The organism is Kluyvera fluvialis (assembly GCF_059725275.1).
Genome location: NZ_AP046142.1, coordinates 4,433,158 through 4,445,773, shown reverse-complemented (window position 1 = coordinate 4,445,773; position 12,616 = coordinate 4,433,158). Strand labels below are relative to the sequence as shown.

General features: G+C 55.4%; 9 protein-coding genes and 3 tRNA genes. 8 read left to right on the top strand and 4 right to left on the bottom strand.

What is annotated here, in order from left to right; genetic code table 11:
• The first annotated feature begins 88 nt into the window (after positions 1-88).
• A complete protein-coding gene (locus tag AC6I4B_RS21055; RefSeq protein WP_497767926.1) occupies positions 89-1,069 on the top strand; it encodes a LacI family DNA-binding transcriptional regulator in 981 nt (326 codons plus the stop codon).
• A gap of 13 nt (positions 1,070-1,082) precedes the next feature.
• Here AC6I4B_RS21055 and mscM read toward each other — a convergent pair whose 3' ends face one another.
• The 3 genes from mscM to rsgA all read right to left on the bottom strand — a co-directional run bounded on the left by mscM (position 1,083) and on the right by rsgA (position 6,736).
• Positions 1,083-4,403, bottom strand: a complete 3,321-nt coding sequence (gene mscM / locus AC6I4B_RS21050) for a miniconductance mechanosensitive channel MscM (protein ID WP_497767925.1) — start codon at positions 4,401-4,403, stop codon at positions 1,083-1,085.
• Between the two features lie 20 nt (positions 4,404-4,423).
• Positions 4,424-5,476: an archaetidylserine decarboxylase gene (gene asd / locus AC6I4B_RS21045; RefSeq protein ID WP_497767923.1), complete on the bottom strand. Its 1,053-nt coding sequence runs from the start codon at positions 5,474-5,476 to the stop codon at positions 4,424-4,426.
• A gap of 204 nt (positions 5,477-5,680) precedes the next feature.
• Positions 5,681-6,736 (bottom strand): small ribosomal subunit biogenesis GTPase RsgA, encoded by a 1,056-nt coding sequence (rsgA, locus tag AC6I4B_RS21040; RefSeq protein WP_497767922.1) that lies wholly within the window; start codon positions 6,734-6,736, stop codon positions 5,681-5,683.
• Between the two features lie 107 nt (positions 6,737-6,843).
• Here rsgA and orn point away from each other — a divergent pair, with 107 nt between their 5' ends.
• From orn to AC6I4B_RS21020, 4 genes are all read left to right on the top strand, one after another.
• Positions 6,844-7,389 carry an oligoribonuclease gene (orn, locus tag AC6I4B_RS21035; RefSeq protein ID WP_497767921.1) on the top strand — a complete coding sequence of 182 codons (546 nt, stop codon included), beginning with the start codon at positions 6,844-6,846 and terminating at the stop codon, positions 7,387-7,389.
• Positions 7,390-7,567: 178 nt separating this feature from the next.
• Positions 7,568-7,643: transfer RNA gene (locus tag AC6I4B_RS21030), tRNA-Gly, on the top strand.
• A 30-nt stretch (positions 7,644-7,673) separates the two neighbouring features.
• Positions 7,674-7,749: transfer RNA gene (locus AC6I4B_RS21025), tRNA-Gly, on the top strand.
• Between the two features lie 30 nt (positions 7,750-7,779).
• A tRNA-Gly gene (locus AC6I4B_RS21020) sits at positions 7,780-7,855 on the top strand.
• Positions 7,856-8,124: 269 nt separating this feature from the next.
• Here the strand turns inward: AC6I4B_RS21020 and queG are convergent.
• Positions 8,125-9,264 (bottom strand): tRNA epoxyqueuosine(34) reductase QueG, encoded by a 1,140-nt coding sequence (gene queG / locus AC6I4B_RS21015; protein WP_497767919.1) that lies wholly within the window; start codon positions 9,262-9,264, stop codon positions 8,125-8,127.
• Between queG and nnr the strand changes: the two genes are divergently transcribed.
• The 3 genes from nnr to amiB are packed head-to-tail and all read left to right on the top strand — an operon-like array spanning position 9,263 to position 12,612.
• Positions 9,263-10,789 carry a bifunctional ADP-dependent NAD(P)H-hydrate dehydratase/NAD(P)H-hydrate epimerase gene (gene nnr, locus AC6I4B_RS21010; RefSeq protein ID WP_497767918.1) on the top strand — a complete coding sequence of 509 codons (1,527 nt, stop codon included), beginning with the start codon at positions 9,263-9,265 and terminating at the stop codon, positions 10,787-10,789. The two genes, queG and nnr, sit on opposite strands and share 2 nt — an antisense overlap.
• Positions 10,782-11,243, top strand: a complete 462-nt coding sequence (gene tsaE, locus AC6I4B_RS21005; protein ID WP_497767917.1) for a tRNA (adenosine(37)-N6)-threonylcarbamoyltransferase complex ATPase subunit type 1 TsaE — start codon at positions 10,782-10,784, stop codon at positions 11,241-11,243. The genes nnr and tsaE overlap by 8 nt, the downstream gene beginning before the upstream one ends.
• Positions 11,244-11,259: 16 nt before the next feature.
• Positions 11,260-12,612, top strand: a complete 1,353-nt coding sequence (amiB, locus tag AC6I4B_RS21000) for an N-acetylmuramoyl-L-alanine amidase AmiB (RefSeq protein WP_497767915.1) — start codon at positions 11,260-11,262, stop codon at positions 12,610-12,612.
• Positions 12,613-12,616 lie beyond the last annotated feature (4 nt).

Here is a 12,616-nt window from a genome sequence, read left to right as displayed (position 1 = left end):
ATGATCTCCCTGTCAGAGAATCCAGCGTTGCGATGAAAAGCACATAAATCTATAGTGAACAAAATCATGTTTCTTTTATGGGAGCGTCATGACGAAGCCGGTCAGGATCAGAAGTATTGCCGAGGCGTGTGGGCTTTCCGTTGCTGCGGTTTCTCGCGCGCTGAAAGGGCAGCCAGGTTTAAAAGAAGAGACTCGACAGCGTGTTATCACGGTGGCGCAGGAGATGGGCTACGACTTTTCGCGCCTGCGTGGTGAGAAAGTAAAACGCGTGCTGTTTTTACTGCATCGCCAGCATGATATTGCCCGCGCGCTGCCGTTTTACTCCCTCTTACTACTCGGTGTCGAAGATCATTGCCGTGAAAAGGGGATCGCCATGAGCTTTCTTTCCATTGGCCCTGGCGACAACATTGAAGAACAGATTGCATTGCATCACCCTGATGCGCTGATTTGTGCCGGTTACTTTGAAAGCTCGCTGATTATGGCAGTGCAGAAAGCTCAGCTTCCTATGGTGCTGGTGGATCTGTGGGCTCCTGATATACCCAGCGTCAATGTGGATAACCTGCGCGGCGGCTATCTGGCGACGCGCCACTTGATTGACGCTGGGCGTAAACGTATTGCCTTTCTCGCCAGCACGGCCACCCATTACAGCATTCGCCAGCGTGAAAAGGGCTATCGCCAGGCTTTGTATGAGGCGCAAATGATGATGCCGCCAGAGTATGAGGTGATTGCCTCGCCGCTGGTGGATACCAACCAGTCGCTGGTGGCGGCGATGAATGAACTGCTGTCGCTGGCGGAGCCGCCGGACGCTATCTTCGCCTATAACGATGTGACGGCGATTGCGGCGATGAATATCTGTGAACAGCGCGGTTTCCGTGTGCCGCAGGATATCGCCATCGTTGGTTTTGATGATATCGACCCCGCCGCCTGGAGCCGTCCGGCGTTGACGACAATCGCCGTGGATAAGCACCAACTGGGCTATCGGGCAGTGGGGTTGCTGTTAGACGGAGTCACGACGGCGGATGAGATTCTGCCGGTCACGCTGGTTGTGCGGGAAAGTACCGGGGGATAAATCCCCCGGTTAATTACAAACTGCCAGGCTGGCGCGTTTTGCCAACCGAAGTCATCGTGCGGCCCGTTTTGCGGCCATCCATCGTCTCCAGACGCATCTGGAATGGTGGGAATGGCATATCGATGCCATGCTGGCGGAAACCGGCCAGTATCAACTGATGTAGCTCGTGGCGCAGCGGCATACGATGGCCCATTTCAGCGGCATAAATACGCAGTTCGAAAATCTGAATCCCCTGCTGCAAATCCACCAAAAAGGCTTCCGGCGCTGGCGTATCAATAACCAGCGAACAGCGGTGCGCGGCGGTGAGCAGAATCTGCGCGACCTCCTCACTGTTAGCATCCGACGGCGCTGGGATGCTCAACACCACACGAGTGACCGAATCCGACAGCGACCAGTTGATAAACTGCTCGGTGATAAAGGCTTTGTTCGGCACGATAATCTCTTTGCGGTCCCAGTCGCTGATTGTGGTGGCGCGGGTGTTAATGCGCGTTACGCTGCCGGTTAGGTCGCGAATGGTGACCGTATCGCCGATACGAATCGGTTTTTCGAACAGGATAATCAGGCCCGAAATAAAGTTGGCGAAAATCTCCTGCAAGCCAAAACCGAGGCCGACACCGAGTGCGGCAACCAGCCATTGCAATTTCGACCACTCAATCCCCAATAACGAGAAGCCCATCAGTCCACCAATCATCATCAGGATGTATTTGGTGATGGTGGTGATGGCGTAGCCTGTACCCGGCGTGAGATCCAGGTGCTGCAAAATGGCCAGCTCAAGCAGCGCGGGCATGTTACGCACCAACTGCGTGGTGATAATCAGCACCAGAATCGCAATCAGCACCGCGCCGAGCGTAATCGGCTCCAGGCTTTCCACGCCCTGTACGGTTGAGGTGACGTCCCACAGCGAGATGTTTTCAAGGAAGCCGAACGCCGAGTGAATTTCTGACCACAGGATGATGACCGACACCAGCGCAACCAGCATCAGAAGCGAACGCACCAGGCGCAATGACTGCTCGCTGATGGTATCGAGATCCACTTCGCTAACGTCTATTTCTGCGGAGCCTTCGAGGCTGCTGGCGTGTGCTTCCTCCTCGCCTCTGGCGCGATGAGCCAGCATTTCGGCGCGCTTATGTTTGGCGCGATCAAACGCCAACCGGCGGCGCTGGATAAGCATCCAACGGCGAATAACGTGGTAAATCACCAACAGCAGGAACCAGATAGCCACCGAGGTTTCCAGGCGCGCCAGCAGCGCCTGTGCGGTGGCGAGATAACCCACGGCGGCGGCAAAAATAGCCGCCAGCGGTGCGCCAATCATCAGGTTCCACAGCATCAAGTTGACCCGGTTTTCACCGCTGCCTTCTTTGTCGAGATACAGCGGAATACCGGCGCGTTTCAGGCTCAGCGTAACCACCGCCAGCGCGCCGCAAATCAGGATGAAACAGAGCCTGCCAAGCGACGCCGAGAACTCGCGATCGTTAAGATTATCGAACATGATCAGCGCCATAATCAGCGGCACGATAAGCCCGATACTCATCAGATAATAGCGCATGGCGCGCGCGACACGGTTCTGCGGCCAGCCAAAGTGGACGATAAACAGGCCGTTAGTGCGGGCAAAGGCGGCGCAAATCATCACCACCCACAGCAACGGCACGGTGGCGGTCACGCCATCGCCAATCGCCACGGCAAGCGGGTACGGCCAGGCTTCCTGAAGCCCGTAGCCGAGCGTCGCCCACAGAACCGGCAGCGGCGACGCCACCAGAATTGACCAGAACACCGTGCGTAGTGTGAGCCAGAAGTGATCCTGGGTAACTTTACCGACGCGGGCGCTGGAACGTTCCAGAAAACGCGTAAAGTGTTTACGCGAGCTGATACTAAAACCTACCAGTAGCAGCGCGCCGAACAACGGCAACAACGTTTGGCGGCTGGTGAGCATCATCGCGACGGCTTTACCTAACTGGCTGAAGGTGTCCAGTGAGATAAGACGGCGCAAATCCTGCACAATCTCGAGCGGCCAACTGAAGTCGATAGGGCGCACATCGGACGTCCAGAACAGATAGCGGTGAGTCGCTTCGTTGACCTCTTTCAGCGCATCTTCCAGTTGGCTATTGGACACTTTCAGTTTGGTCAGTTCGAGAATCAGCGTATCGCCGCCCTGTAACAGCGAGTTCAGTAGTTCACGCTGAGTGCGTAACTGAGATTCGAGAATGCGGTTTTGCTCGCCGGTGAGCGCTTGACCATCTGTCTGGTGAATTTGACGTAGCTGCGGCTGCTTGTTGAGCAGGTCTTCATAGCGCAAACGGTGTACCCGCAACTGGGCCATTTCAGTGTCCAACTGCTGCGGTTTTGGCATCTCCGGCAGACGCGCAACCTGGGCGCGCAGTGCTTCGCCGAGCAAGTTCGAAGAACCCAACCACTGGGATTGTTCGCGCAGTGTGTTCAACGCCTGGCGAACCTGTAAGGTTTGGTTGGCGGCCTGACGCTGCTGGGACGCCACCAGATCCATACGTTGAGCCTGCTGGTTAAGCGCCTGAGAAAGCTCTCGGTTGATTTTAAACTGGTCAACAATTACCGGCGGCAGGTTCTCGCTGTTCTCCGCCAGCAGTTCGGTGCTTTCCAGCGCTCGTTCCGCTTCCTGTTGGCGCTGGCTGTTGAGCTGGTTACGCAGCGCCTGGAGGTAGGCATCGAGCTGTTCGCTCTGCTTTTGCGCCAGCTCCGAGCGCATACGCGCCAGTTCCTGGCGGTTATTGGCTGAAAGTTGCGCCAGTTCAAGCTCATCGACCAGCGCTTTTAAACGGCTGGAGTCGGCCTGTAGGCTAAGGTTTTGCGCCTGCGCCAGCGGGGTATTGCCCGACTGCGTGCCTATCCGGCGCTCTACGTCGTTGAGCTGGCGGCGCGCGTCGGTTTGCTGCTGCGGCAGTTGGTTGAGTGAGTCGGCAATATCACGGGCACGCTCTTGTTCCTGCTGCGCCAGGCGGCTTTTTTCCAGCAATTGGCTGCTGATTTGCAGGATTTCTTGGTTTAGCGCATCGCTGCTCATCCCATTTGGCACCTGACGCGGTTCATCGCGCAAGTTATTGAGCTGATTACGCAGCGTTTGGGAGAGTTTGGGGAAGTTGTCGATAACTTGCTGGTATTGCGCAGCACGCTCAAGTGAGCTTTTTTGCTCCTCAAGCGCGCTGAGGGCGGACTGGAGCGCCTCAACGGTGTCCGGCTGGGCGGGTTTAGCCGCTTTTGCCTGCTCCAGTTCCTGAGCGATTTGTCGGGCGTTGGGGGCCGTCGCTGCGTACGCCCCCTGGCTGAGGCACCAGGCCATCAGTAAAGTGATAATCAGGCGCACATCAGACCCTTATTCAGTTATTAGCTTCGCTCTTTCTTTTCGTCAGCCTGCGGAGCAACCTCCGGCTCGGCTGCTGGCTTCGCTTCCGTCTCGGTAGCGATGGTCGTTTCGACAACCACTTCGGGTTCCGTCACCACAACAGGCTCGACAACCACGACAGGTTCAGCAACTACGGCGGGTTCAGCTACAGCTTCTGGCTCGGCGATTGCTTCACCAGAGATTGCCAGCGGTTCACCCAGTTTAGTGACAGACAGGTTTTGTAGCTGTTCAACCAGCTTCACTTTGCCTGGCGCAAACAGGTTGATAACCGTAGAGCCCAGTTTAAAGCGGCCCATTTCCTGGCCTTTCAGCAACGCAACGGAACCTTCGCTGTCGCCCGCTGGGTATGTCCAGCGCTTGATAATGCCATCGCGTGGCGGGGTAATTGTACCCGCCCAGACGGTTTCAATGCTGCCAACGATGGTCGCACCGACCAGAATCTGCGCCATTGGGCCAAATTCGGTATCGAACAGGCAGATAACGCGCTCGTTACGGGCAAACAGGTTAGGCACGTTCTGCGCGGTCAGGTGATTCACAGAGAACAGATCGCCCGGCACGTAGATCATTTCGCGCAGGATACCGTTACACGGCATGTGTACGCGGTGGTAGTCGCGCGGCGACAGGTAAGTGGTGGCAAACGAACCGTTACGGAACAGGTCGGCCATGATGTAGTTACCGGCCAGCAGGGCTTCCAGCGAGTAGTTGTGGCCTTTCGCCTGTAAAATTTTGTCGCCTTCAATCGTGCCTAGCTGGCTGATAACGCCATCGGCTGGCATCACCAGCACGTTCGGGTCGGTGTTGACCGGGCGCACGTCTTCACGCAGTGGGCGGACGAAGAAGTCGTTAAAGGTGCGATAGCTGGCGGTGTCTGGCTTTTGCGCCTCTTTCATATCGACCTTGTAGAATTTTACGAACAGATCGATAACCAGTTTGGTCAGCCATCCCGCTCGTTTGCTCGCACCCCAGCCTGCGAGACGCGTAAGCCACAGTTTAGGCAGAATGTATTGCAGTGAAAGTTTAAACGAGTTTAACAAGGTAGCCTCCAGGCCATTATGTGTCGTTCCTGATCCGACGACGAATGCCGGATCTTAAACAGAAAAGCGGCCGATTCTAGCGAGTGTTAGTAAAAATGTCAGTCGGCAAAATCATATACCCGTCATCTTTCAAGCCGCTTTGGCGTTAGCCGCATCCGCATACTTGCCGCCGTGACGCGACTTGAATGATTTAGTGTATAACTCTCAATTATCCGTCTCAGAAAAGTTTTTACGCGTTTTTACTTGCGCCATGCTTTCCAGAATACGGTGATAATTTTCGAAACGGGTTTCAGCAATCTTCCCATCCTCGACGGCAGCCCTGATAGCGCAGCCCGGATCGGTGTCATGTTTACAGTCACGGTACTTGCAGTGACCCAGGTAATCGTGGAATTCGACAAAGCCTTGAGTGATTTGTTCCGGGTCGAGGTGCCACAGGCCAAATTCGCGCACTCCTGGGGAGTCGATGACGTCGCCGCCGCTCGGGAAGTGGTACAGACGCGCTGCCGTGGTGGTGTGCTGCCCCAAACCTGAAACATCCGAAACATCATTGGTCAGGATGCGGTCGTCATTCAGCCCCAGTAATGCGTTGAGCAGACTCGATTTACCCACACCAGACTGCCCAGCAAAGATGCTGACTCGGTCGGTTAGCGCTTCTTCCAGCGGTTTCAGGCCGTCTTGCGTATGGCTTGAGGCCATCAGTACGCGATAACCAATATTGCGATAAATATCCATCTGCTCATTAACAAACGCCATGCCTTCGTCGTCCAGCAGGTCGATTTTGTTCAATACCAGCAAGGGCTCAACGTCGAGCGTTTCGCAAGCAACAAGGTAGCGGTCGATGATGTTCAACGACAGCTCCGGCAGAATCGCGGAGACGATAATGATTTGATCGATATTCGCGGCGATCGGTTTTACGCCGTCGTAAAAGTCTGGGCGCGTCAGAACCGAGGTGCGTTCATGCACCGCTTCAACGATACCTTTAACGTTAACGCCCTCAGCGGCGGCTTTACCCGGACGCCAAACAACGCGGTCGCCGGTAACGAGCGAGCGGATAGTGCGGCGGATATTGCAGCGGTGGGTTTCGCCATCGGCGGCTTCCACGTCGGCATGCATACCAAAACGGCTGATCACTACCCCTTCGGCGGTTTCGCCAAACAGGTTATCGTCGTAGTCGGGCTTCTCCGCAGTTGTTGTAAGGCGGCGCTGGTGGTTGGCCTTTACGCGGCGCTGCTGACCTTTGGAGAGTTTATTTTTACTCAATCGTGCTGACTCCTGGTCGCCCATGAAGGGCAAAACCTCTATGATACACGCTAATTAATACTAGTTAACCTACCGCGGCAGGTAAGACAAGAAGGGGGGAAAATAGCATGAGTGCAGATGAAAACAACCTGATTTGGATCGATCTGGAGATGACGGGGCTAGATCCCGAGCGCGATCGCATAATTGAAATCGCGACGCTGGTGACCGATGCACAGTTGAATATTCTGGCAGAAGGGCCAACCATTGCGGTTCATCAGTCTGATGCTCAACTGGCGCTGATGGATGACTGGAACGTGCGTACCCACACTGGCAGCGGGCTGGTTGATCGCGTGAAGGCGAGCACTATGGGCGACCGCGAAGCCGAACTGGCAACACTAGAATTCCTGAAAAAATGGGTTCCGGCGGGTAAATCGCCAATTTGTGGTAACAGCATCGGCCAGGATCGCCGTTTCCTGTTTAAGTATATGCCGGAGCTGGAGGCGTACTTCCATTATCGCTATCTGGATGTCAGCACGTTGAAAGAGCTGGCACGTCGTTGGAAACCTGAAATTCTGCCTGGTTTTAAAAAGCAGGGTACGCATCAGGCAATGGACGATATCCGTGAGTCGGTGGCAGAGCTGGCCTACTATCGTGAGCATTTTATTCAACTTTAAGGTGATTACGGGCTGAATTGGCGTTAAAATAATCAACCTGCCGATTAATTCAGCATCTGAACAAAAAATTAAAAAAATTGCGTTGAGGGGGGTTGCAGGAGAAAAGAATTCTCGTATAATGCGCCTCCCGTAACGAAGCAGAAATGCGAATTACGACAGCAACAAATTTAGATGTTTTGCGGGAATAGCTCAGTTGGTAGAGCACGACCTTGCCAAGGTCGGGGTCGCGAGTTCGAGTCTCGTTTCCCGCTCCAAAATTTGAAAGCAGTACCAGACACACCCAAGCGGGAATAGCTCAGTTGGTAGAGCACGACCTTGCCAAGGTCGGGGTCGCGAGTTCGAGTCTCGTTTCCCGCTCCAAAATTTGAAAGTAGTATCAGACACACCCAAGCGGGAATAGCTCAGTTGGTAGAGCACGACCTTGCCAAGGTCGGGGTCGCGAGTTCGAGTCTCGTTTCCCGCTCCAAATTTTCTTCCAAATCCAAAATACTTCCACAACGCAATAAGCCGTTGAGGTCGTTTTTTTCGTTTCTGAAATACTCTTGTAAACAGAGTTATCCACAGGCTGTCATCAGCTTCTTAGCTTGCTAATTTTTTTGAATTATTTACAGTCTTTATTATGTTGTTGATATATAAGGCAATATATCATTTCAAAATGTTAGCGCGATCGCTTGACGAACTTTGTCGCGTTGAAACGCAATGTGTTTTTATTTTTACTCACAGGCTGTGAGTATCTTAGGCATCGCGTGGTAAGCCTTTTTCCACCACTCTCACCAAACGTTGTTTCTTTGGCAGTTGCACTTCGACAACGCACTCATTGCGGCGGGCAATTTGCTGCGCAATCGCCCATTCAATGTGTTCATCGAGTAGTGGGTGCTCACCTCGGCGGCTCTCCAGGGCTTTAATCGCGGCTTCGCTCCACGGCGCATTCCCCAGTGCGACCGCGATATTCCGCAGCCAGCGTAAATGGCCGATGCGGCGAATCGCCGAGCCTTCGGTCACTTTCAGGAACCAGGCCTCAGTCCAGGCGAACAGTTCGATAAGCTCTGGGGCATGAAGCGCCTTGCGCGGGCTAAAGTCCGCTTCGTCGGTTAACTGCGAAAAACGGTTCCACGGGCAAATTAATTGGCAGTCATCGCAGCCGTAGATGCGGTTGCCCATTAGCGGGCGAAACTCTTCCGGGATCGCGCCTTCCAGCTCAATAGTCAGATACGAAATGCAGCGGCGGGCATCAACGGTGTACGGCTCGACAATCGCGCCAGTGGGGCAGATGGTCATGCAAGCCACGCAGCGCCCACACTCTTCGGCGACCGGTTGGTCGATGGGCAGCGGTATATCAACCAGCAATTCCCCCAGGAAGAAGAACGATCCTGCGTCGCGATTGAGGATAAGCGAGTGCTTACCCGTCCAGCCAATTCCGGCTTTTTCGGCTAATGGACGTTCGAGAATAGGCGCAGAGTCCACAAACGGTCTAAAATTCAGCGAGACGCACTGTTCCTGAATCATTTCGCCGAGCTTTTTAAGGCGGTTACGCAACAGCTTATGATAATCGCGCCCCAGCGCATAACGGCTGACGTAACCCAGCTCGGGATTTTTCAGCGTGCGGGCAAACGCCGCGTTGGCAGGCAGGTAATTCATACGAACGCTAATGACCCGAAGCGTACCGGGTTGCAGTTCGTGCGGGCGGGCGCGCATCATGCCATGACGCGCCATCCATTCCATCTCGCCGTGATATTGTTTATCCAGCCATGCCTGAAGTTTAGGTTCGGCGGCGCTGAGATCGGTATCGGTAATACCCACTTGCTGAAAGCCAAGTTCAGTGCCCCATTGTTTGATTTGTTGCGCTAACTGATTGAGATCGAGGGGCTGTGACATGACGGACCATACATTGACGAGAAACCCCCAAAGTATACCACACTCCATTTGGCCTGCGGACGAACTGCGTCGCGCCGAAAAAACGGCAGCGCAAAGTCTGGGTATCACGTTGTATGAACTGATGCAGCGCGCGGGCAGGGCGGCGTTTGAGGTGGCTCGCGCCGCGTACCCGACGGTGCACCACTGGCTGATTTTGTGCGGGCACGGCAATAACGGTGGTGATGGTTATGTGGTGGCGAACCTGGCGCAAGCGGCGGGGATACGCGTCACGCTGTTGGCGCAAACGAGCGAGAAGCCGTTGCCGGAAGAAGCGCAGGCCGCGCACGATGCCTGGCGAGCGGCGGGGGGAATCATTCACTCACCCGATATACCGTGGCCCTCTGACGTTGACCTGATCATTGATGGCCTGCTGGGCACTGGCTTACAAAACGCTCCTCGCGATGACGTCGCTAGCCTGATTCAACAGGCGAACCAGTTTCCCGCGCCGATTATTGCGCTGGATATTCCCTCGGGGCTACACGCCCAAACCGGCGCGACGCCGGGTGCCGTGATTCACGCTGCCCATACCATTACGTTTATTGCCCTAAAGCCGGGTCTGCTGACCGGCAAAGCGCGAGATGTGGTTGGCCAATTACATCATCACGCCTTAGGGCTGGAGAACTGGCTCGCCGCGCAGCCCACCATGATTCACCGTATAGAGGCTTCACAGCTTGCGCAGTGGTTTACGCCGCGCCGCCCAACATCGCATAAAGGGGACCACGGTCGCCTGGTGGTGATAGGCGGTGACCACGGTACTGCGGGGGCAATTCGGCTGGCGGGTGAAGCCGCGCTACGCGCGGGCGCTGGGCTGGTGCGAGTGCTGACACGCGCTGAAAATATCGCGCCGATTATCACCGCGCGCCCAGAGTTGATGGTGCATGAGCTTACGCCGCAGTCGCTGGCTGAAAGCCTGGAATGGGCCGATGTGGTAGCGATTGGCCCTGGGCTTGGGCAGGCGGAGTGGGGCAAACAGGCGCTACGAAAAATCGACGGTTTTTGCAAACCAACGTTGTGGGATGCCGATGCGCTGAACCTGCTGGCATTCAACCCAGATAAACGTCACAATCGCGTGATCACGCCGCATCCCGGTGAAGCCGCGCGTCTGCTCAACTGTTCGGTGGCAGAAATCGAACGCGATCGCTTATTTTCTGCACAGCGTTTGGTAAAACGTTATGGCGGTGCGGTAGTGCTGAAAGGCGCAGGAACGGTAGTTGCCGATGAACACGGCGTGATTGCAATTATTGATGCCGGAAATGCTGGCATGGCCAGCGGTGGAATGGGCGATGTGCTTTCGGGCATCATCGGCGCATTGCTGGCGCAGGGCTTATCGCCGTATGATGCTGCGTGCGCAGGGTGTCTCGCTCACGGAGCCGCTGCTGATGTGCTGGCGGCGCGTGAGGGAACTCGTGGCATGCTGGCGACCGATCTCTTTTCCACGCTACGGCGTGTTGTTAACCCGGATGTGATTGACGTAAACCATGATTAATCGAGTGATTCCTTTACCTGACGAGCAGGCTACCCTAAACCTTGGCAATCGAGTGGCGCAGGCCTGTCTCGGCGCAACGGTCATCTATCTGTATGGCGATTTAGGCGCGGGGAAAACCACCTTTAGCCGTGGCTTTCTACAGTCGTTGGGTCATAACGGCAACGTCAAAAGCCCGACGTATACCCTGGTCGAGCCGTACCAGCTTGCCGACCTGATGGTTTATCACTTTGATCTTTACCGCCTTGCCGATCCCGAGGAGCTAGAATTTATGGGGATCCGCGATTATTTTGCTAACGATGCCATTTGCCTGGTGGAATGGCCGCAACAGGGTGCTGGTGTTCTGCCCGAGCCGGATATCGAAATACACTTAGATTACCAGGCGCAAGGGCGTGAGGCGCGCATTACTGCGGTCTCCTCATTAGGTGAGTCTCTGCTGGCGCGGTTTGCTGGTTAATTTAAGGGATCGCAGGATGATTTTTCGCGCAAAAAAGTGGTTGATGGCGGCGCTGATACTGATTGGCGCACCGGTAATGGCAGCGAGCTTGTCCGATATTCAGGTGGCGAATAGTGAAACGCAGGCGCGGATCACCTTCAGCTTTATGGGCGACCCAGAATATAACTTTAGCCAGGACGATAAATGTAGCGTCGTGCTGGACATTAAACAAACCGGCGTGATTCAGGGGCTGCCGCTACGCTTTAGCGGGAATAACCTGGTTAAAGCCATCCGTTCAGGTACGCCGAAGGACGACCAATCTTTACGCCTGGTGGTTGATCTCACTGAAAACGGCAAAACGCGTGCGGTGAAGCAGCAAAACGGCGCGAATTATACCGTGGTATTTACCATTAACGCCGACGTGCCGCCGCCTCCACCTCCACCGCCGGTGGTTGTGAAGCGGGTGGAGACGCCCGTCGTCGCTCCTGCGCCAAGCCAACCTGCGCGTAATCCATTTAGCGGCAATAGCACTAATCGCGTGAGCAGCGAGCGTCAACCGGCTATCGCCAGCACCATTACGCCGACACCACGCCCAGCGGCTCGTGCGCGGAGCGTTTCCGGGGATAAAGTGATTATCGCCATCGACGCGGGTCACGGAGGCCAGGATCCCGGTGCCATCGGCCCTGGCGGCACGCGTGAGAAAAACGTCACCATCGCCATTGCCCGCAAGCTCAGAACCTTGCTTAACGACGACCCGATGTTCCGTGGTGTACTGACCCGCGACGGCGACTATTTTATTTCGGTCATGGGGCGTTCAGATGTGGCGCGTAAGCAAAATGCCCACTTCCTGGTATCGATTCACGCCGACGCAGCGCCGAATCGCGATGCGACGGGCGCCTCAGTATGGGTGCTGTCGAACCGTCGCGCTAACAGCGAAATGGCCGGCTGGCTGGAGCAGCATGAGAAACAGTCCGAACTGCTGGGCGGTGCGGGAGATGTGTTGGCTAACAGCCAGTCTGACCCTTACCTAAGCCAGGCGGTATTGGATCTGCAATTCGGCCATTCCCAGCGCGTAGGGTATGATGTGGCGACGAACGTGATAAGCCAGCTACAGCGGGTGGGCAACCTGCATAAACGCCGCCCGGAACACGCGAGCCTGGGCGTGCTGCGCTCGCCGGATATCCCGTCAATCCTGGTGGAGACTGGCTTTATCAGTAACAGTAATGAAGAGCAGTTGCTGGCAAGCGACGCGTATCAGCAGAAAATTGCTGACGCTATTTACACCGGTTTGCGTAACTATTTTGTGGCGCATCCGATACAATCCGGCCCTCGTGACGAACAATCGCAGACCGCCAGCGCCGCCTCATCTTCCAGGACGCTGATAAACTAAGGAG